Origin of the sequence: Arthrobacter sp. Edens01, from assembly GCF_001307035.1 — a bacterium.
GTDB lineage: Bacteria > Actinomycetota > Actinomycetes > Actinomycetales > Micrococcaceae > Arthrobacter_B.
Genome location: NZ_LKIU01000004.1, coordinates 263,542 through 284,664, shown reverse-complemented (window position 1 = coordinate 284,664; position 21,123 = coordinate 263,542). Strand labels below are relative to the sequence as shown.

The 21,123-nt window shown below is 62.1% G+C and carries 19 protein-coding genes and 1 pseudogene; 17 read left to right on the top strand and 3 right to left on the bottom strand.

What is annotated here, in order from left to right; all coding sequences use genetic code 11:
- Window positions 1–160: 160 nt before the first annotated feature.
- The 4 genes from AO716_RS06210 (at window position 161) to AO716_RS06195 (ending at window position 4,995) form a co-directional block, all read left to right on the top strand.
- Window positions 161–841 carry a hypothetical protein gene (locus AO716_RS06210; RefSeq protein ID WP_055240076.1) on the top strand — a complete coding sequence of 227 codons (681 nt, stop codon included), beginning with the start codon at window positions 161–163 and terminating at the stop codon, window positions 839–841.
- Entirely contained in the window at window positions 838–1,590 is a 753-nt protein-coding gene (locus AO716_RS06205; protein ID WP_055240075.1) for a hypothetical protein, read from the top strand. The genes AO716_RS06210 and AO716_RS06205 overlap by 4 nt, the downstream gene beginning before the upstream one ends.
- A gap of 212 nt (window positions 1,591–1,802) precedes the next feature.
- Window positions 1,803–3,458, top strand: a complete 1,656-nt coding sequence (locus AO716_RS06200) for an NERD domain-containing protein (protein ID WP_235472016.1) — start codon at window positions 1,803–1,805, stop codon at window positions 3,456–3,458.
- A gap of 247 nt (window positions 3,459–3,705) precedes the next feature.
- Window positions 3,706–4,995, top strand: coding sequence for an ISL3 family transposase (locus AO716_RS06195; protein ID WP_055240073.1), 1,290 nt, complete (start codon window positions 3,706–3,708; stop codon window positions 4,993–4,995).
- A 799-nt stretch (window positions 4,996–5,794) separates the two neighbouring features.
- On the opposite strand, the gene AO716_RS17220 is transcribed toward AO716_RS06195, so the two are convergent.
- Window positions 5,795–6,040, bottom strand: a complete 246-nt coding sequence (locus AO716_RS17220) for a hypothetical protein (RefSeq protein ID WP_152969882.1) — start codon at window positions 6,038–6,040, stop codon at window positions 5,795–5,797.
- 847 nt (window positions 6,041–6,887) lie between these two features.
- Here AO716_RS17220 and AO716_RS17525 point away from each other — a divergent pair.
- The 5 genes and pseudogenes from AO716_RS17525 to AO716_RS06160 form a co-directional block, all read left to right on the top strand.
- A pseudogene (locus AO716_RS17525) lies at window positions 6,888–7,022 on the top strand (DUF664 domain-containing protein); the annotation flags it as partial.
- 23 nt (window positions 7,023–7,045) lie between these two features.
- Window positions 7,046–7,933: an FAD-dependent oxidoreductase gene (locus AO716_RS06175; protein ID WP_200907597.1), complete on the top strand. Its 888-nt coding sequence runs from the start codon at window positions 7,046–7,048 to the stop codon at window positions 7,931–7,933.
- A 161-nt stretch (window positions 7,934–8,094) separates the two neighbouring features.
- The gene (locus AO716_RS06170) at window positions 8,095–8,442 is read left to right on the top strand and encodes a hypothetical protein (protein ID WP_055240069.1); all 348 of its coding nucleotides are present in this window, start codon (window positions 8,095–8,097) and stop codon (window positions 8,440–8,442) included.
- A 29-nt stretch (window positions 8,443–8,471) separates the two neighbouring features.
- Window positions 8,472–9,734 carry an arginine deiminase gene (locus AO716_RS06165; RefSeq protein ID WP_055240068.1) on the top strand — a complete coding sequence of 421 codons (1,263 nt, stop codon included), beginning with the start codon at window positions 8,472–8,474 and terminating at the stop codon, window positions 9,732–9,734.
- A 151-nt stretch (window positions 9,735–9,885) separates the two neighbouring features.
- Window positions 9,886–10,392: a DinB family protein gene (locus AO716_RS06160; RefSeq protein ID WP_055240067.1), complete on the top strand. Its 507-nt coding sequence runs from the start codon at window positions 9,886–9,888 to the stop codon at window positions 10,390–10,392.
- 3 nt (window positions 10,393–10,395) lie between these two features.
- Here the strand turns inward: AO716_RS06160 and AO716_RS06155 are convergent, their stop codons facing one another.
- Together AO716_RS06155 and AO716_RS06150 are read right to left on the bottom strand one after the other, a co-directional pair.
- Complete coding sequence (locus tag AO716_RS06155) at window positions 10,396–11,508, bottom strand: epoxide hydrolase family protein (RefSeq protein ID WP_055240066.1); 1,113 nt, start codon at window positions 11,506–11,508, stop codon at window positions 10,396–10,398.
- Window positions 11,509–11,648: 140 nt separating this feature from the next.
- Complete coding sequence (locus tag AO716_RS06150; protein ID WP_055240065.1) at window positions 11,649–12,191, bottom strand: MarR family winged helix-turn-helix transcriptional regulator; 543 nt, start codon at window positions 12,189–12,191, stop codon at window positions 11,649–11,651.
- A gap of 229 nt (window positions 12,192–12,420) precedes the next feature.
- On the opposite strand from AO716_RS06150, the gene AO716_RS06145 reads away from it, so the two are divergent.
- From AO716_RS06145 to AO716_RS16970, 8 genes are all read left to right on the top strand, one after another.
- The gene (locus AO716_RS06145; protein WP_082413363.1) at window positions 12,421–13,731 is read left to right on the top strand and encodes an NtaA/DmoA family FMN-dependent monooxygenase; all 1,311 of its coding nucleotides are present in this window, start codon (window positions 12,421–12,423) and stop codon (window positions 13,729–13,731) included.
- A gap of 71 nt (window positions 13,732–13,802) precedes the next feature.
- Entirely contained in the window at window positions 13,803–14,921 is a 1,119-nt protein-coding gene (locus AO716_RS06140) for a M24 family metallopeptidase (RefSeq protein WP_055240064.1), read from the top strand.
- A 34-nt stretch (window positions 14,922–14,955) separates the two neighbouring features.
- Entirely contained in the window at window positions 14,956–15,954 is a 999-nt protein-coding gene (locus AO716_RS06135; RefSeq protein WP_160317913.1) for an ABC transporter substrate-binding protein, read from the top strand.
- 43 nt (window positions 15,955–15,997) lie between these two features.
- On the top strand, window positions 15,998–16,825 hold the full coding sequence (locus AO716_RS06130) for an ABC transporter permease (RefSeq protein ID WP_055240062.1): 828 nt from the start codon (window positions 15,998–16,000) through the stop codon (window positions 16,823–16,825).
- 19 nt (window positions 16,826–16,844) lie between these two features.
- On the top strand, window positions 16,845–17,681 hold the full coding sequence (locus tag AO716_RS06125) for an ABC transporter permease (RefSeq protein WP_082413362.1): 837 nt from the start codon (window positions 16,845–16,847) through the stop codon (window positions 17,679–17,681).
- Between the two features lie 41 nt (window positions 17,682–17,722).
- Complete coding sequence (locus tag AO716_RS06120; RefSeq protein WP_082413361.1) at window positions 17,723–18,523, top strand: ABC transporter ATP-binding protein; 801 nt, start codon at window positions 17,723–17,725, stop codon at window positions 18,521–18,523.
- Window positions 18,520–19,917 carry an MmgE/PrpD family protein gene (locus AO716_RS06115; protein WP_055240061.1) on the top strand — a complete coding sequence of 466 codons (1,398 nt, stop codon included), beginning with the start codon at window positions 18,520–18,522 and terminating at the stop codon, window positions 19,915–19,917. Before AO716_RS06120 ends, AO716_RS06115 begins: the two co-directional genes overlap by 4 nt.
- A 67-nt stretch (window positions 19,918–19,984) precedes the next feature.
- Window positions 19,985–21,121 (top strand): flavin reductase, encoded by a 1,137-nt coding sequence (locus tag AO716_RS16970; RefSeq protein WP_082413359.1) that lies wholly within the window; start codon window positions 19,985–19,987, stop codon window positions 21,119–21,121.
- Window positions 21,122–21,123: the final 2 nt, after the last annotated feature.

Sequence of the window (21,123 nt, the reverse complement as noted above, 5' to 3'; positions counted from 1 at the left end):
TTCAGGGTGGTTCTTCTCCAGAAACGGTTCCGGCGAAGCGCTTCCGGAAGAGATGGACTCGTGGGATTACCAGACTGTGCTAAGCCTTCAAGCTCAGGTCACGATAGACCGTCCGCTTATCCTCGCTCAGTGCCGGTTGGGGGAAGGAAGTCAGTTCCGGGTGGTCGTCAAAGCCAAATCTGATTCCACCAAAGCCGACATCCTGCTCTTGGATGCAGCAGCCCCTGCAGATGCGAATGTTCCCGTGCCACTCCACCTTGATGTTCCCGGCACCGAGTTAGGCGGACGCCTAACCCTTACCACCTTCATCCTCGTAGATGCCTCCGTCCCTTTGGATCCTTTGGCCCCGCACCAGCGGGGAAGCATCCTCTGGAAACACTCGGCACATGTCTATCTCCAGGGGATCGGGGCACAGTTCCCAACGGATGCAGAAGATTTCCGGCGAACACGCCCGGACACTCCCGATGCCCTTTGGCAGCTGGATGCCGACCTGTCCGACCCGGAAGCCTCCTTCGCGAGTGCCGTGCGTCTGTCCATGAACACGTCACAGCCGGCAATTAAACGTCTCCTGCAAGGACTGCACTCCCCGGAAAACAAGGAGCTGCAGCATTTGCTGGACATTGATGTGACCCGCCAGATGGCCGTCCTGGCAGTGCAGTCAGATGCCGTTCTGGACCGGGAACCCGACCATGAGGACCCCTCAGTGGCCGCCGTTCTCCGATGTCTCCTGCTGCAGCTGTGGCCACAAATCTCGGATCCGCACATACTCCGGAAACTCTGGGACAGTGAACCGTCCAAGTTTGAGGCCCACGTGCAAAGCACCAGAGGAAAACTCTCATGAGTATTTACATCTATCCCCGATTGCCGCGCGACGTCGCGCACAGAATCATCGCCGAGCTGGCCGACAAAGGTCTCACTGAATTGGTGGGCTACGGTGCCCTCAGCCATCCGTCTGCGGCCCCTGCGGCTGTCGGTGGAATCCCTGTTCCACAACAGGAGCTACAACGGATCCAAGTCGGACTCCGAGAGATCGCGTCCGGGTTCGGCTTTCCATCAAAGCTCGATCAACGATCCCAACAGAATCTCGACCGCACCTTGGGCACCTACCTATATAAGGAGCTCGGAATTGTCCCCGGAGACGCGGCCGTCGAAGGTGTCTGGAGTTTCCTGACACTGGTCTTGGTTCCCGAGCTCTCACCGTGGCGTTTCCCTCAGAGAGCCGAGAGTCGACTTATAGGCGTACCCCGAAACGCACTCCGTCGCCTCTGGTGGAGGGCGTGGGCTCTCGGGCCGGACTTGAACGCGGCCCCCGGTGGTTGTTCTCCATTGGGCGAGGACGAGTTTGTGCAGATTATGGAACGGTCTGGGCTTTCGGGAAGCCGAAAAGCAGCAAGGGCAGCCCGGGATGCAGTATGGCGGGCTGAAGCGAACGGGCTCTTGCCCATACTTCGAACTGAACTGATGAGGGGGCTGATCCCCCGGGTATTGGCTGCCCGCTCGCATGTTGTTTTGGACATCCTCTCGGACGACGAACTCGCCGCACTTCTGGATGGGTATGTGAGGCAGATCCTCGAAAGGGCCCAACCCTAACCCACAAGGTCCAGTACGGACAGGTGCACTCGTCGTACTGTGCCGATATGGGCTGCGCTAGGGAACAGTGACACAGGTGTCGCGCTGGGAGTCCGGTACCGTCCAGTGAGCTTCACAGCACGATAACCTCCTCATAGGACCTGGCACCGCCAGCACACGAGGGGGGAACCGTGCACTGCATACCGGAAGATCCGATCTTCAAAGACGGCCACTTGGCCGAAAAAGCCGTGTGGGACACACTGCGCGCCCAGCTGCCCGACGACGTCGTACTGGCACACTCCGTCCAGGTGCGCCACGGGCGCGCAGAGCATGAGATCGATATCTTGGTGCTGTGGCCGGGCGTTGGGCTGGCTGCGATTGAGGTCAAGGGCGGCAAGATCTCCGTCGATCAGGGCCAGTGGTACCAGTCCGATCGGCAAGGCAAGCACCGAATCGAGAGCCCCATCGCGCAATCCCAGGGGTCTCAGCATGCCTTCAAGGACTGGGTCAAGGACCAGATCGGGTCACCGTTGGTCAGCCGGTTCGCCTACATGGCAGCGTTCCCGTACAGCGATGTTCCCCATGACTGGGAAATGGCCGGGGTTCCCCGCCCGCTGATCCTGGACCATGACGACCTCACAGACTGCCGCGAACGCCTTCGTGCCGCCATCGAGACCCAGGCGCAGGGCGGAAGTTCGCTTGCGCCCAAATACGCCCAGCGGATCATCCCCCTGCTCTCCGGAGATCTGGAGCCGACTAGCGATCCGTCGCTTAGCGCCGACGAACTCGAAGACCTACAGGAACACCTCACCGAACGGCAGAAGGTCCTGCTCGACTGCAGCCGTTCTATCCCCAGAGCCCGGTTCGTAGGAGGCGCAGGCAGCGGCAAGACGTGGCTGGCTGTGGAGAAGGCTAAACGGCTGGCCAAAGAGGGCAAACGGGTGGGGCTGTTTTGCTACAACCGGGGACTTGCCGAGCACCTCCGCCGGCAGGTTGCCGGCTGGCGCCAGGCCAAACCGGTTTATGTAGGCGAGTTCCACGACTACGCCGTGTCCCTCGGGGTTCCCAACGGTCACGGACAGGCCTACTTCGACGAGGACATGCCCGCTCTAATGAGGGACCTCGCAGCGGGACTTCCCTCGGATCAGAAGCTGGATGCCATCGTTATCGACGAGGCACAGGACTTCGCTCCGCTGTGGTGGAAGAGCCTGCTCGGCTGCCTTCGGGATCCTGAAGGCGGGGAGACCTATGCCTTCATGGACGAACGCCAGAACGTCTACGGCAGGTGGGATTCCCAGTCTGCCGGCACGGCACTTGATCCGACCGGTAGCCTCGTCACCCTGCACATCGACGAGAACCTTCGGAACACCAAACGCATTGCCCAGACATTCAAGGGCTTCGCGGGCAAGCACTTCGCGCCGCGCGGAGGCGACGGGCTTCCCGTGCGCCTGGTGCCGTGTTCCACCGACGCCGCCATCGACGTCGCCGGTGACTGCGTCGATGCCCTGATCGACGAGGGCTGGGCCAACAACCAGATCGCGTTCCTAACCACCAAGAACCGGCACTCCATCCACAAGGAATTCGAGAACGACCCCGTTGGATACTGGAAGGCATTCCATGACGACGACGCGGAGTTCTACGGACATGTCCTAGGGTTCAAGGGGCTGGAACGTTCGGTCGTCATCCTCTGCGTGAACGGCTTCAAAGACATGGGCCGGGCTGCTGAACTGCTCTATGTAGGACTCTCCCGTGCCCGGTGCCTGTTGGTGGTGGTCGGCGACCCCGATCTCATCGCCGAGGCCGGTGGGCCGGAGATGGCGCATGCCATGGATCGGATGCAGAAGTGGCAGCCGGAGTTGGAGCCAGCAGCGGCTTCCAGCGCCTCCTAACGTCCCCGCCGCCACAACCGCGACGCGACGCTGAAAAGAAGGCAGTGCCGTGTCAGTATGATCCTCGCAATCCCCCGAGGCCAGTGGTCGCCTGTCCAAGGACAGCGTTACGTTCCAGCCGAAGGGCGTAAGCGGCTCTTCGCGGTTGGTGGTGAAACAGGTTCCGTGTCTTGAAAGCTAAAGGGCTCGTAGCCCTGCTGTGATGGATGTTCTCTACGCATTCATCAAGAGTCAGGAGCTACGAGCCTTGATCGAGCCTACTTCCCCGCGCCCCGATGCTGCCACCACCATCTTCAACCTGCCCGACTATCGTGTCACCGGGACCGAGATCCTCGCCTGCGGGCAGCGCCGGATCAGTGTCGAAACCACCACCGAGGCCGGTTGCCCGTCCTGCGGGGTGATCAGCACCCGGGTTCATTCCCGCCGATCCCAGCGCCTGCGTGACGTCCCCGTCGCGGGCCCGGTTGAAGTGCAGTGGGTCAAGCGGAGGTTCTTTTGTGGCGAGTATTTGTGTCCCCGCCGAACCTTCACCGAGGAGACCGCCCAAGTCCCGCGCCGGGCCCGGTCCACCCGCCGGCTGCGTGAGGCCCTGGTATCGGCTGTGATCGGATCCGGACGAGCCGCGGCGGAAGCTGCCTCCTCGTTCGGTGTCTCCTGGTGGCTGGTCCAGCGGGCTCTGGACTCCGCGGCGCTCACGCTGCCTGACGTTGATGCACTGGCCCCGCGGATGCTCGGCATTGATGAACACCGCTACCGGTCCGTGCGGTTCTTCCGCGACCCGGCCACCAAGGCCTGGAAACGGTACGAGCCATGGATGACCACCATTGTCGATCTGGACACCGGTCAGGTCCTGGGCATCGTGGACGGCCGTGACAGCGAAGGAGTCGGTGACTGGCTGTTCGCCCGGCCCCTGCAGTGGCGGCTGGGAGTGCAGGTGGTCGCTATCGATCCGTCAGCAGCGTTCCGCAAGGCCCTGCGGATGTGGCTGCCGCGCACCGCGGTCTCAGTGGATGCATTCCACCTGGTCAAGCTTGGCAACGACATGCTCACCGAAGTCCGGCAAAGACTCACCCAGAAGGTCCATGGGCGGCGGGGACGATCCATCGACCCGGTCTGGGCCAACCGGCGCCTGCTGTTGCGTGCTGGCGACACGCTCTCGGACAGGGCCCGGGACAGGCTCAGCACCGTGTTCGCCACGGACGATGCCACCGGGAAGCTGCAGGCGGCCTGGCGGGTCAAGGAACAGCTCCGGGCCCTGCTTGCCACCGGATCCCTCGCTGATGCAGCCGCTGCGAAAGACCGACTGCAGGCCCTGGTCGAACAATCCGCGCAGCCAGAAACGAACCGGCTCTGGCGCACCGTCTGCCGATGGTGGAAAGAGATCGAAGTCCTTATCGTCACCGGAGCGACAACAGCAAAAGTTGAGGCAAACAACACCGCGATCAAGCACATCAAACGAACAGGCCGGGGGTTCACCAACGCACGCAACTACAAAACACGTATCCTGTTGCGCAGTGCCGCCAGAACAGTGGCATGAACACCCATCACGGCAGAACATTCACCACGAACCGTGAAGAGCCGCTTTTTCCGATCCAGGCGCATAGCGCGTTGGCACGACGGGATCACGTTGAGCGTGTGGCAGGAGTACTGCGGCAGAACTTGTCCAGTGTTCCTCCGGGCAGTCGACGGTGCTGGCGGAAGCCTGGATCAGCGCTTGAGCGCAGGATTGGCGCGGACCCTCTGGCAGGGCCGGTCCAAGCACAAGCTCAGTAGGCGTGGGGGATTCTTGGACCCGCAGGAAGCTGGGCTGATGGGCATCAGTCAGGCGCACAGGGGGCGGATCTTGACCCGAATGCCCTTTGCGCGCTGGCCCAACGGAGGGGGCGCACAGCTTACGACGCCGGACGTCAGTTCCGGCACAGCTATGCATTGGTCTGCGCGGTGATCCGGTAGCTGGCGGCCCTCGGCGGTCAGTCCCCGACATTGGCCTAAGGGCTGAGGTTTGGGACTGCAGCAGATTACATTGTAATCGCACGTCACCTAGCAGTGGGAGAGGTCCTGGCGAAGCCACACCGGGTGATGGCTGCGGCTTGGTCATGAGGCTGAGGGTCCATTTCTTGGTGCCGGGTCTTCGTGGAAAACCGGATCCTTCTCCTCATATGAAGGTGGCATATCCGTGTGCCTGGATGCTACGTATTGAGATACTAATGCGTGACTCACTCGCTCTGGCAGAGGTATCCCAAATGATGCGGCTGACGATCATTCTGGGTTGGTATATTCATCACTGCAGTACTGCCCCACGGGAGATGGAGCACTTATGGTTGCGTACTAAACAGTCATACTTCGTCTTCTTCTTCGAGGATATATTGCTCGAAGAGCCGACCATTGAGTCTCGTCGCGACATCATCAGACATTAGCGACATGCCCCGCTGAAAGTTTGCCGTGTTCAGCCCTGTTTCGGTTTGAATGTTATTCCTGAATGGAAGGAAAATCGGGTTTTTCACCTCGAGCAGTACCTTCATGGGAATCGAGGCGGTAAACCTATGAATGCCACCAGCCCAAGGGGCATCTGTCTTGGACACGGGAACTCGAGGCTGACCAGTGACGAGCCCATAACCAAAGTAGCCACGCCTTCCCATCCAATACAGGAGTCTGTCTCCGGGTTGACATTTTGGAATCCCTCGCGTGTATCCCCAAAGTCCATACTCTTTACAGAGTTGCCAGTTACGGGGTTCGGAGGGTGAGGTCGTACAAACGAACCACGCCACCGCAATCTCCTCTCAAAGGGCTCCACCGCGGCACAGCATCTCGCTCCCTCGGAAGCTTCCTACTGTACACTACGGCTGCCGTGACGGCAGTGGTGTCAACTGGCCATTCGTCTGAGGATCCTTCCAATTGGTACATGGCCCTAATCGAGCGGAACGCAACGCCTTCAAAATCTCCGTCCCCGCCACTCATTGCCGGAGGAACCCTCGCTCTCGTATGTTTATCCGCGATCTGCAAAGAGTCACTTATTCTGACCCGAGCAACGTATCGGGGCGAGCAAAGGGGCTCCAGGATGAGGGATTCTGTCTTTGAACTCAAAAGGTGACAAGCGCCGAATTCCCCAGTCCTAGGGGCTCCGCGAAATTGTCTAGTTTAAGGTTTTCAACCCCGACCAGAGGCGCGCCCGCCTGGCCACGGTAAACACCATTCCGAACCTGCGCGGCATTGCCAAGCGGCGAGTCCTGGCGGCAGTGTTCGAGTATGTGAACGACAGCTCCTTCACTAGCACTCGCTATGCCGGAACCGGGCAGCCTTCGATGCCGTCGAGTTCAATCGGTTTGTGCTGCGAGACATCTCGGCCTTGAACTTGCGGATCAAGATCGCCAGCTGATTCTGAACTCCGAAATCATGTCCGGCGGGGATAATCGTCGCGCCCGAAATCCGCTGGGGTCCCTGCCGCTGCGCTGGCTCCAGCAGCACATGCTGCGTGAAGTTGCTCAGCACTGCGGCCATGCGGACATCCTGCGCGAACTGATTCTGGCTGGCCGGCCCTCGGCAACGAAGCCCTGCTACCACTGAAACCCGCCTCGCAGGCCAAGCATGTGCTCGTCGTCGGCGCCGGCCCGGCCGGGCTGGAGAGTGCGCGCGTGCTCACTGAACGCGGCCACCGCGTCACCGTGATCGATAAGTCCGACCGCCTCGGCGGCACCATGTGGTTCTCCACCATGACGACGCCGGACAACGAGCGCCTGCTGCGCTGGTTCAAGGCCGAGATCAAGCGGCTGCGCATCGCCGTCAAACTGAATACCCCGGCCACCGTGGAAACCATCCGCGCGCTGAACCCGGACCACGTCATCGTCGCCACCGGCGCCGTCCGTCCCAAGCCCGACTTCCCGGGCGGAGACCTGCCGATCGTGCAGACCGGCGACACCCTGCGCGCCATGATGCTCGGAACCGCAACCGCCGAGGAAGCCGGTGCCGTGCTCAGCACCCTGGGCAAGATGGGCCGGCTCTCCGGCGTGACCAAGAGCCCCGAGTTCGTCCGCCAGTTCACCAAGTTCTGGTTGCCCATGGGTAAGGACGTTGTGGTGATCGGCGGCTCCCTGGTGGGCTTGGAGCTGGCCGAGTTCCTCGCCGAACGCGGACGCCGCGTCACCCTGCTGCACGAAAAGCAGCAGCTCGGCCTGCCGCTGGCCATGCCGCGCCGCTGGACCGCCGTCAGCGACGCCAAGAAGCACGGCGTGCAGATCCACCGCAACGCCACCATCACCCGCATCACCGAGAAGTCCGTGGAATGGACGGTGGGGGAGGAGTCCTTCTCCGCACCTGCCGCCATGGTTGTCTATGCAGACGGCACGACGTCGGCGGCCCCGCTCGCGGACGAGCTGCGGGATGCGGGCATCCCGTGCGACGTCGTTGGTGACGCCGGCGCGGTCAACTACATCCACGGCGCCATCCACTCCTCGTGGAAGGTCACCACGGAGCTCTAGGACTTCCGTGCTGCTGCCGGGCCGTCCCCTCGAAGGGGCGGCCCGGCATTTTCTTGTCTGGCAAGCCCCGGCCCGCGGTCGCTGGAAACGCCCCCTCCGATTCGGAGACCACGGCTCCTTCTGCAAGGATGTTCATAAGGCTACTTACAAAGGAGCATCCCGTGCACAATGACATGCAGGAACATCCCGCTGACGAGAACTCCCCGTCCACCCGCCGGACAACTCCGCTGATGAACGTCCCGGCCTCGGGCATCGTCAATGGGGGAGCCTCGGCCAGCCGGCCAAGGGATGTGGATCCCGCTGAGGTTGCCGTCTTGGCAGAAGCAGAGGATCCCGGAACCGCTCCGCAGCGCCTGCAGGAACTTGCCGCCGAGCAGCCACTCGCACGTCCCGCCGTCGCCGCGAATCCTGCCGCCGGGCCGGAACTGCTCACCTGGCTGCGCAACCTGGACGACCCTGCCGTCAACGAAGCGCTCCGCCGCCGGGCGCAGGCGGAACCGGGACAGTAGGTCCGGCTTCACAACTCAAGGAGAACCCCATGCTTTCCCCAACCGCCGCAGGCACGGCCGCGTCCTACGGCGTCCACTCCGAGGTGGGCAAGCTGCGCAAGGTCCTGGTCTGCGCACCGGGCCTGGCCCACGAACGCCTGACCCCCACCAACCGTGAAGACCTGCTGTTCGACGACGTTCTGTGGGTGGAGAACGCTCAGCGCGACCACGCGGACTTCGTGGCCAAGCTGACCAGCCGCGGCGTCGACGTCGTCGAACTCCACGACCTGCTCGGCCAGACCATGGACCTGCCCGACGCGCGGACCTGGCTGCTGGACCGCAAAATCATCGCCAACCGCGTGGGCCTGGGCCTGGTCACCGGCACCCGCGCGTTCCTGGACTCACTCTCCGGACCGGAACTGGCGCGGTACCTCATTGGTGGCCTGACGACGTCGGACCTTCCCTCGGATTACCGCAGCGGTTACGTCGGTCTCATCCGGGAATCCCAGGGCCGGCCCGAGTACCTGCTGCCGCCGCTGCCCAACACCCTCTACACCCGGGACACCACCTGCTGGATTGGCTCCGGACTGACCCTGAACCCGCTGTACTGGCCGGCCCGGCACGACGAAACCCTGCTGATGCAGGCCATCTACCGGTTCCACCCGGACTACACCGGATCAAAGATCTGGTGGGGCGATGCCGAACAGGACTGGAGCCAGGCCACACTGGAAGGCGGCGACGTCATGCCCGTAGGCAACGGCACCGTGCTGCTCGGCATGGGGGAGCGGACCTCCCGGCAGGCCATCACCCAGCTGGCGCAGGCACTCTTCGCGGACGAGGCTGCGGACCGGATCGTGGTCGCCGGGATGCCGAAACTCCGCGCCGCGATGCACCTGGATACCGTGTTCACCTTCGCTGACCGGGACCTGGCAACTATCCATCCGGCCATCGTGGACGGCATCCACCCCTTCACCATCCACCCTTCGGACAAGGACCCCGGCCTCGAAATCCGGGACGAGCGGGACCGCCGCTTCGTGGACGTGGTGGCCGAAGCCATGGGCTACAAGCAGCTGCGCCTGGTGGAGACAGCAGGGGACTACCACGCCACCGAACGCCAGCAGTGGGACAGCGCAAACAACGCCGTTGCACTGGAACCCGGCGTGGTGTTCACCTACGACCGCAACACCCAGACCAACGCGGCGCTGCGGAACGCCGGCGTCGAGGTGATTCCCATTGTCGGAGCCGAGCTGGGGCGCGGCCGCGGCGGCGGGCACTGCATGACCTGCCCTATCATCCGGGACGGGATCGAGTGACGTCTTTCGCCTGAGGCGTCTGACCCGGCGCCATCCACTCCCCGTGACCACGGAGCTCCAGTTCACTCGTCGCTGCCGGGTCGTCCCGTCACGGGCAACCCGGCAGTGCTATGAATAGGCAGCATGATCCGTCGAGAGAGCAGAGGACCAGTTGCACGAGCCTGACCACCAGGACACCTACTTTGCTCCCGTCGATGAGCAGCTCGGCAGGTTCGTCGACCAGCACCGCAGCATGCTCGCGCACTGCCTCGAAGGCCTCACCGAGGACGAAGCCCGACGGCGGCTGGTCCCCTCCAAGACCACGCTCCTTGGTCTGGTCAAGCACGCAACCTTTGTTGAACGCGTCTGGTTCGGTGAGGCTGCGACCGGAGCATCACGCGCCGAGCTCGGCATCCCGGAAACCCCGGACGAGTCGTTCAACCTGACGGAAACAGACACCATCGAGTCCGTTCTTGACGTATACACGCGGGCGGTGGAACTTTCCCGGCGCGCGGTTGAAGGGCTGAACGGCGACGACCTGCTGCCCGGAAACCGCAGAGGCCCGCTGCCGCTGCGGTGGGTCCAGCAGCACATGCTCCGGGAGCTCGCTCAGCACTGCGGGCACGCAGACATCCTGCGGGAGCTGATCATGGCTGCCCGAACCACCCGGCCGGACTAGGGCCTACCCAAACCCCAGCTTCACCGCCGCCCGCACACCCTCCAGGTACTGCTGCGGACGCTCCCACGCGGCGAAGTGCCCGCCGCTTTCGAATTCCATCCACCCGACCACGTTGAAGTACCGCTCTGCGAACTGGCGCGGAGCGTTCAGCAGGTCCTTCGGGAACAGTGTGAACACGGTCGGAGTCTGGATCCGGGGCCAGCCCGTCGGACGGCCGGCGGCATAGGGAGCAAACGACGTCCCGATGGACCCGGTGAACCAGTAGGCGCTGATCCAGGTCAGCGCCTCATCCAGGCTGAACGCATTCGTTAGCGTTCCGTCCGAATCCGTCCAGCGGACCAGCTTCTCGCCGATCCACGCCGCCAGCCCGGCCGGTGAATCCCCAAGCCCCGCCGCCAGCGTCACCGGACGCGTGGACTGCTCGTGCGCATATCCGCCCTCAGCCCCCTGCCAGCGCCGGGCCCGCTGCTGGTACTCCCGCTCGGCGTCGTCCATGTCCTGCGGCGGTGCGAGGTTGACGTGGTACTGGGACACATCGGTCAGGTGCAGCGCCGTCACGACGTCGGGATGCCGCACCGCCAGCGCCTCAGCCACATCCGAGCCAACATCCCCGGCGGACACCACGTACCGGGCGAACCCGAACTCAGACATCGCCGAAGCAATCGCATCGGCCATCTCCACCGTGGACATTCCGCCCGCCGGCACCGGTGCGGCAAACGGATACCCGGGCAGTGCCGGCGCCACATAGGTCAGGTCCGTCAGCAGCGGAAAGAGCCGCTGGAACCGCAGGATCGAATCCGGCCACCCGTGCAGCAGCAGCACTACAGGCGACGACGGCGAGCCGTAGGCAGCTTCCGCCCGGGACACGACGGCGCGCACCGGCACAGTGGACAGCTCCGTCTGCTCCCACGGCAGCGCCGAAATCCATGTCTCCTGCGCGGGCCAGGCGAACCCGGTCCGCCAGTGCTCGACCAGTTCGGCGAGCTGCTCCCCGCCGAACCCGAGGGAGTCACGGCTGCGGTTGAAGAGCCGGGGTTCGGGCACGGGCCGGAACCGGGCCAGGCGTTCGGCAAGGTCTTCCAGCGCTTCGGGAGGAACGGGTTCATACGGATTCACGGCAGCTCCTAGGAAGGGTGGGTTGCCGAAAACACTAGATGAACAGCCGGGTAAGCGGGAGTACGGTGCCACCCGGAAGCGAGCCGTGGAACTCCGCAGCCGAGAGACTGACAATCCCCGGGATGCCCCCGGGGCTCTCCTCAGAGCGGATCCATGCCCGGAACATTTAATGCCGGGCTCTCCTCGTCGGCGGTATCACCCACGAGGATGAGCAGGTGCCGCATCGCCGATATGTACTCGTCTCGTTGGCTCGCTGAAAGCTCATCGGTGATTCTCGACTGGCGTTCTACGAATGCCCGGATGTACCCCTCGATGAGATCGACCCCTGCAGGGGTCAGCGTAACCAGGATCCTGCGCCGGCTCAGTTCGTCGATGCGCCTGCTGACCAGGCCCTTAGTCTCGAGCGAGTTGAGTCGGTTGGTCACGGCAGCTGAGGTCACAAGGGTCAGCTCAGCCAGTTCCTTAGGGCTGGTAGTGAAGTCCGGAAGGCTGCGGCGGAGCGCGGCCAGCACTTGTATCTCCCCCAGGTGCACGCCGAATTCGGAGCGCAATGCCTGGCCCTGTTCCTCCAGGATGCCGGCGAGGCGTGTCACCCTGCCCAGAATGCGCAGGGGGACTGGATCAAGGTCCGGGTACGCCTCGACCCAAGCCTGTTCAAACTGGTCGATGCGGTCTCTGGTCACGGTTCTTCCCCTCATCCTGCTCAGGACAGTTAAGCACACTTATGAGAACCGTCATCCAGGGTTCAACCCTGAAATCCGGCTGAAAACTGGGTATTGCGCGTCCCAGTCGCCGTAAGTATGATCTAGATCACTAAACAGTTAACCACATAAACAGTTTTCTGATTTAGCAATCAAGACGAGCGAGGGTGCTGTCCAGCCCCTGGCTCGCGTTACGACGAAGGGGTCGATAGTGAACGAGACCGGACAGAAGATGGTCCTCACAACATTTATGTTGCCTGCCGGGTACCACAAGGACAGCTGGCGTAAGCAGGGAAGCCGGGTGGAGGAGCTGCCGGGTCCAGACTTCGTCAGGGACCTAACCCTCAAGGCCGAGGAAGCGAAACTCCACGCTGTCTTCTTCGGGGACATGGCGAACGCCAATGCAGTCCTCGAAGGCGACATCAAAATGAACGGCTTTTATGAGCCGGTGACCACACTGTCCTCTCTGGCTGCGGTGACGAAGGACATCGGCCTCATCGGCACGATATCGACTTCCTTCGAGTCTCCCTACACCGTCGCACGCCTCATCGCGGGGGTTGACCATATGTCGAAGGGCCGCGCGGGATGGAACGTCGTCACTTCCGGAAGCGGCTTCCAGAACTACGGCGTCGAGACCACCCCGAGCCCGGCTGAACGCTATGCCCGCGCCACCGAATTCGTCAGCGTTGTCCAGCAGCTCTGGGACAGCTGGGCGGACGACGCCGTCATCGTGAACCGGAAGAACGGCGCGTACACGGACAACTCACGCATCCGGAAAATCAACCATCGCGGCGAGTACTTCAACATTGAGGGGCCAATGCCTGGCCCCCGGTCACCCCAGGGGCGCCCCGTTATTGTGCAGGCGGGATCCTCCGCACAGGGCGTTGAGCTCGGCAGCTCAATTGCCGACGGTATCTACACTGCCCAGCCTCGCAAGGAACCCTCAGTTGAGTTCTACGCCAAGATGAAGGACCTCATCCGCAGCAAGGGCCGGAACCCGGACCACACCAAAATCCTTCCCGGCATCGTGCCGATTCTCGGCAGCACGGTCAAGGAAGCCGAAGAGCTGTCGGAGGAGCTCAAGAGCTACGTCCACCTGGAACACGGCCGGGCCCAGCTTGGCCGTTCCGTGGAGCTTGATCTCACGGAACTCGATTTCGACGAGCGGATTCCCAGCTCGATGTTCGTCGACAAGCCGCACCTGGGCAGCCGCTACCTCCTGTACAAGTACAAGGCCGTGGACCAGGGGCTGACCCTTCGCGAAATGATCATCGACGCAGCACGCTCCACCGGACACCAGTCTGTTGTAGGCACCCCGGAGATGGTTGCCGACGTAATGATCGACTGGTTCGAGGCCGGCGCCTGCGACGGTTTCAACCTCAACGCCCCCTACAATCCCGGCGGCTTTGACCAGATGTGCACCATGCTCGTCCCGCTGCTTCAGGAACGCGGCTATTTCCGCGACAAGTACGAGGGGACCACGCTGCGGGAGAACCTCGGCCTGCCCATCCCGCCGGCCTGAACTACCAACACGCGCCGATGATGACCGCGCGCACTGACAACTGACCAGCACCGGAAAGAAACGGACGCCATATGACGATCACTGCTGCCGAATACCAGGCCCGACACGACCGCATCCGCGAGTCCATGCGCAACGAAGGACTTGAACTCCTCATCGTTGCCGGGCGCGACGACATCTATTCACGCGGGAACATGCGCTACATCACCGACCTGGCCGGAGCCGGGTATCTGGTCTTCCCGCTTGAGGGGAAACCCATCCTGTTTATGCATCCGGTTCAGGCTGCATCCCCGAAGCCGGGACGGGGCAGGCCGATCAATGACTTCGTGGACATCCAGGTCTACGCCAACGGCGCCTACGGGGATCCGGTCCTCGACGTTATGAACGAACTGCGCCGCCGGGGGACCCGGTCCGGCATAGGGTTTGTGGGCATCGCGGAAATAGGGGCACCGGTATTCCAAGCCGTAACGGAGTACGCCACCGAACCCGTCCGGGATGCTACGCACATTCTGCGTGAAGCCCGGCTCATCAAGACACCCGAAATGCTGGAATACAGCCGCACCTCCGCCCGGCTGGCAGACGAGGCATACGCGATCCTCAAGGATATGGCCCAGCCAGGCGTTACGGACTACGAGCTGTATGGGGCAGTCAAGAACCACCTGTTCAAGAATGGATCGGAGTATTCCCTCGAAGTCATCGATGCTGAAGGGGCAAAGATGAACTTCACCTGGGCCCCGACGGGTGAAGTCCTTCAGGAAGGCGGACACCTGTTCATGGAAGTCACGCCCGCCGTCGGCGGGGTATACGCCCAGCTGCCCTTCTGCCTTCCAATCGGGGAAATGACTCCAAAGGTCCACGACCTTCGGTCCGCCTGGCTGGACGGATTCAAGGTGGGGGAGTCCATGCTCGGTCCGGGAGCGCGGGTCTCTGACATCAGCCGGGCCATGAAAGAACCGATCAACGCGCGCGGCTACCTGACGCCGTTTGCCCAGGGGCACGCAATCGGTCTCGATGTTGTCGACGGCTGGGCCATCGGCGACGAAACGAATGTAGTCCTCCAACCCGGGATGACCTTGGCCCTCCACCCGGCAGCGGTCGAGGAGCTGGGAGGCGACGCCTTCACCTGCGGCGCCACGTATCTCATTACCGACTCCGGAGCCGAGCGGCTGAGTTCCCTCGACTTCACCAACTAACCCCCCCCAAAAAAAGAAAAATCGGAGTGCAATGATGCTTTCCAGTTCAAAACTTTCCAAGCCGCGCCGCGCTGCGGCCGTCGCACTGGCTTCGGTCCTGGGGCTTTCTGCCCTTGCGGCATGCTCCTCGGGACAAGCGAGTGAGGCAGCAGAGAGCGGGTTGACGCCGCTCAAGATCATTGTTGCCCCCGTCCACTTCGAGCCGGCATACATCGCTGATCGAATGGGCTTCTTTGAGGACCACGGCCTGGACGTGAGCGTTCAGCCGGGTGCCGATGCGCAGGCGAACTTTGCACAGGCACTCAGTGGAGACGTAGACATCGTCACCACGTCATGGACAGTGATGGCCACATCAAACGCCGAGGGCGTTCCCGTTACGGCAATCGCGTCCAACGGCTACATCTCTGCGGAGTCCAAAGGTTCGGGCGTCCTGGTCCGGCCGGACAGCGGCATCACGTCGGTTGCGGACCTCGCCGGGAAGACTATTGGCGTGCAGGGTGTCCGTTCCGGCAGCGACCTCGCGGTGCTCCTGGCTGCCGAAGACGCCGGGACAGACCCCGACTCCCTGGTTCAGGTTGCCCTCCCGTTCCCGGCCATGCAGGCCGCGCTCGAATCGGGCCAGGTGGATGCGGTTATGGCCGTTGACCCCTTCTTCTCGCAGATCGCCGGAGCAGGAATGGAGAACCTCGGGAACATGCAGGCGCAGTTCACCCCCGACGTTCCCTCCACCGTCTGGGCAACGACAGACAACTGGCTTGCCGAAAATGAAGAAAGCGCCGAAAAGTTCGCAGCAGCGATGGAGGACGCGGTCGCTTACTACGAGGACCCGGCAAACCTGGAAGAAGTCCGGGCAATCACGGCCGAAATCAGCCAGACCGACATCGACAAAGTGACAAAGGTTCTTCCCACCATCAGCGTTGCTTTCAAACGACAGGCAGCCTCGGACAACCTCTCCGCGCTTTCCCGCCTGGGCTACCTCACGAAGGAAGTGACCTTTGAGGACATGGTCTGGGACCGCGCGCCGATGAACTGAGCCGAGTGGACCAACGACCAAGACCAAAGAAGGGAATCCTGCGATGAGTGCAACGATGCAGTCGACGCCAGAACTTCGTGAACAAATCAGCCAACGGAAGAAGGCAGCTCCCCGCAGGCTTCCCGTACCCGCACTGGTAATCGCCGTAATCCTCCTGATGCTCCTGGGATGGCAGACGCTGGTGTGGCTGCACCTGCTGCCAACGATGACCCCCGGGGTCCTGGAGGTTTTCAGCGCAATCATCGCGCTCGTCGTCTCACCTGCGTTTTGGATGTCGCTGTGGCAATCCGTCAGCGCGGCCTTCACTGGCTGGATTATTGCCTGTGTGCTGGCCATCGTCGTCGGCATGCTCGTGGGAAGCAACTCCTTTGCCCGTCAGTCAACCTCAGTCCTGTTGGACTTCGGACGGTCGTTTCCCACCCTGGCGCTGATCCCGGTGGTCATCCTGCTACTCGGAACCAGCCAGCAGATGAAGATCATCATGGTGGTGCTGGCATGTTTCTGGCCCGTTGTCATCCAAACTGTCCAGGGCTCAAAGCGCATAGATCCCCTGGTGATCGACGTGGCCAGGACATACCGCACGCCACCAAGTCTGATGTTCTTCCGGGTGCGCCTTCCCAGCGCGCTTCCATTCATTGCCACGGGCGTACGCATCTCAGCCGCAATGGCCATCCTGGTGGCCGTCGGCGTGGAGGTCCTGAGCCAGGCACCCGGGCTGGGCCGGCAAATCACGCTGGCCCAGCAGGGACAAAACTGGGACATCGCGTTCGCGAATCTCTTTTTCGCCGGGCTCTTCGGCTGGGCGGTGACTCTGCTGCTGGCTAAGGCGGAACGCCGGCTCCTTCGCTGGAACCGACTGGGCGACGAATAAGGAAAGGCAAGCCAACACAATGACCTCCCAAACAACGGCCGGGGCTCCTCCACGCAAACCCGCCGCCACCCGCCCCGGGAATTCACGGCAGATAACCAAGTTCATACGGTGGGCCTTCACCCACTTTTGGTTGGTCATCGTGGCATTCGCCGCCTGGTGGTTCCTATCCGCGGGAAGCACAAACATCTTTGTCCCGCCACTGAGCCGGATCCTGGAGGTGCTCTGGCGGGACCTCATGAACGGCGTCATCCTCGGGCACATCGGATACACGCTGACCAACCTCGCCCTGGGCCTCAGTATTGCCTTGATTGTAGGAATACTGGGCGGCATCCTGATCGGCGAGCGTGCCGTAGTCCGTGAGACGTCCGAGCCGATTATCCACTTCATCCGTTCGATTCCGCAGGCGGCGCTGGTTCCGCTTGTGATCGGAGCCTTCGGCATTGGAATGGGGCCAAAGGTCATGACGATTGCGCTGGCGTGCGTTTGGCCGATCCTGCTGAACACGATTGACGGCGTTCGAGCGGTGGACGCTACGGCCCGCAGCATGAGCCGTGTCTACCGCATTCCCAAGACCCTCTACTTCCGCCGGGTGGTTCTATCCTCTGCCCTGCCCCAGATTCTGGCCGGAGTACGTGTCTCCCTTGCCATCGGCGTGACAGTGATGGTGGTCGCCGAATTGTTCGGCGCTGACCGCGGTCTCGGGTACTACATCCTCAACTCGTCGGCGACCTTCAAGATTGCCGAAAGCTGGGGCGGTGCCCTGCTCGTGGGCCTGATTGGCTACTTGCTCAATCTGGCGTTCCTCGCCTTTGAATCCGTCACCCTGCGCTGGTACTTCGCTTCCGGTTCCAAATAGCCAAGCGCCCCACAAACGACAATCCTCGAGAGGGGAACACTATGACAAGCACCAATATTCTCAGCGTCGACAAGTTGTCCATGAGCTACGGCGAAGGCGCCGATGAAAAGCACATCCTGAGAGATCTTTCGCTGGAGGTTCAAGCCGGGGAATTCGTCTCAATCGTTGGCCCCTCGGGCGTAGGAAAAACAACGCTCCTGCGTTGCCTCTCCGGGCTTGTGAAGCCAAAGTCCGGAGCCGTCGTCGTGGACGGAACGCAAATCACGGGACCGCATCCGGACATCGGCGTGGTGTTCCAGGACTACAGCCGTTCCCTCCTGCCCTGGATGACCAGCGCAGACAATGTCGCATTCCCGCTTCAGGGGAAGGGAATGCCGAAGGCTGAGCGTTTCGCCCAAGCGGAGGCAAGCCTGGCGGAAGTGGGCCTGGCCGGGCAGGGCCACAAATATCCCTGGGAAATGTCCGGCGGCATGCAGCAGCGTGTGGCCATCGCCCGGAGCCTGAGCTACAACTCCCGCCTTGTCCTGATGGATGAACCATTTGCCTCGGTGGACGCCCAGACCCGTTTCGACTTGGAGGACCTGGTTCTCAAACTCCGCAACGCCCACGGCACCACAATCCTTCTGGTAACCCATGACATCGACGAGGCGCTCTTTTTGGCAGACCGGGTTGTGGTGATCGCAGAAAAGCCTGCGACCGTCGTCGACATTATCGAAACCGGCTTCGGACGGGAACGGGATCAGATCGAGACGAAAGCCCTCCCGTTCTTCTCGGAGGCACGTGCCAGGATCCTTCACCGGCTGCGCGGCGAATCCGTGGCATCGGCAGGGAGGAACCCGTGAATAACATCTCAAGCCAGGTCGCGGACTATGTCCTCGAAACGAACCTCAGCGATATCGATTCCGGCACCATCTCCCGGGTGAAGGACCGTGTCCTTGATTCGCTGGGAACGATCATGATCGGGCGCAACGCGGATGGCAACGACGCCGCCGCACGCGTCTACGGCGGTGAGGGCGGACCTCCCGAGGCTACAGTCCTGGGCCGCGGCTCCCGGACGGGCGCGGCGAACGCAGCGGCGGTCAATGCCCTGATGCAGCGGTCCTGGGACTTTGAAGCCTGCGGGGCAGAGGATTCCCAGCGGCGGCTCCATCCTGCCCACGTCAGCGGTTCAACCTTCCCGACGGCGCTGGCCGTGGGTGAACGGACCCACGCCTCGGGTGCGGATCTGCTGCGTGCCCTCACTCTCGGTGATGACCTCGCCACCCGCATTACCGTCGCCTCCGGATTCAACCTGGCCATCGGCACAGACAACACCGGGATATCCAACGGCATCGGCTGCGTCGCCACCGCCGGAGCCCTGATGGGCCTGAACGCTCAGCAGCTGGTCGACGCGTTCGGCCTGGTGCTCAACCAGCTGTCGGGGACCATTGAGAACATCTTCGACGGAGCAATGGCGTTCAAGCTGCCGCAGGCAATGTCCGCGCGAAACGCAATTAACTCGGTTGACCTGGCCGTGGGCGGATTCTCCGGCCCGAAGGACCCGCTCGGCGGCAGGTACGGATTCTTCTCCATCTTCGGCGGATCCTCCAACCAGGACACGCTCTTGGAAGATCTGGGAAAGGTCTTTTACGGGGACAAAGTCATCAAACCGTGGTCATGCTGCAGGATCGTGCAGGGGCCGGTGGAAGCTGCGACCGTGATCCGTAAGGAGATCGACCTTGACGGCATTCAGGAAATCCGGATCGTCGCTCCTCCAAGTGTTCTCAACGGCTTCACTGCTGTGCCCTTCATCCACGGGGAATCCACTCCAGTGTCAGCGATTTTCAATCTCTCCCTCTGCGTGGTGCTGGCGCTGGAGTTCGGTGAAGTCCGGCCCGAGTACATCACCGAGGAGGTGCTCGGTTCCCCCCGCATCCGCGCCCTCCATGGGAAGGTGCGGCTCGTGGACTCAGAATCCGGCGGAATATCAGCGGGTTCGGTTCCCACACCCATCCGGGTCGACGTCGAGATGAAGGACAGCCGAGTGCTTTCCCGGTCCACCCCGGTTGCACTGGGCGACATCTACGCAAACCCGCTCAGCAGTGAACAGCTCCTGGATAAGTACTACCGGAATATGGAGCATGGCGGAGTCGACCGCCGAATTGCCGACGAAGCACGGCAAATGGTTGAAGCCCTGGAATCAGTGGATGATGTCCGTCTTCTGGCGGATGTGTTGTCCGGGCCTTTTAACGAGTGAGTGAACCAACGACGAAATCGGGCCACCGGCCAAACCCCAGCACAGAATTGAATGGAGCGAAGCAGAAATGAATCCTTATCCCTCCAAGACCCTCGTGGACAACGACAGGTTCCGCTCCGTGGTTGGCCACTTCGCCAGCGGCGTCACCGTCATAACGACGAAAGTCGACGGCGAACTTTTCGGAACCACGGCATCGGCTGTCAGTTCCTTGTCGATGGACCCGCCAATGATGCTGATCTGCCTCAACCGGTCCAGCCAGACCCACGGTGCGGTGAAGGCAGCCGGGGCATTCGCCATCAATATTCTTGCCGCTGACCAGGACGGGCTCGCCTATAAGTTCGCCAAGAAAGGCACCGACAAGTTCCTCGGCGTAGATACGGACGAAGTCGAAGGGATGCCCACCCTCCGCGGTGCCCTCGCAACGCTGGTCTGCCGGACTGTGGAAGAAACATCAGGAGGAACCCACACCGTTTTCCTCGCCGAAGTGCTTGAGGCGGATTCATCGGACGCCGAGCCGCTGGCTTATTACCGCGGAAAGTTCGGACGCTTCAACCCGGACGCCGAGACATCCGCATATCAGAAGGTACGGGACTGGGTGCTTACCCGCAGGGACCTGCGGAACACATCCGTGGAGATTGACTCTCTGGTCCATGAGCTGGGAATCCCCCGGGACCAGTTATCCCGGGCAGTCGTCAAGCTCGCTGCCGACCGTCTGGTGATGGTCGGGATGGCAGGATCCTTTACAGTCCTGCCCATTACCTCCGAGCTTATGCTCGGCTGCCTGGACGGGAGAGCGGCTATTCAGTGCGGTGTGCTGCATACCAGCATGGACTCGATGAACGAAGGGGTGGTAAGCGAGATCCGTGGCATTTTTGATCAGATGGCCTCCGCCAAGAACAGTCATTCGACGCAAATGGCAACATTCTTTGAACTCAACTCCCAGTTGCAGAACCTTGTGATTGGACTTTCCGGATCTTACGAACTGGTCCAGGCTTTCAACCGCATGGGGCTGGGGGCTGTATGGACGGAGACCGTTCCGGCCGATGCGTGGGCGGACATATTCGATGACACCTACCAGCGGCGGTTTGTCGAGGCCTTGGAAAACCGGGACGTCACAGCTGCATGCGCCGCTGTTCAGAATCATGCCGAGACGACGAAGAAGCTGGCCAGCAAAATGATCGATTCCCACGGCGGAGAAGTGTGAGT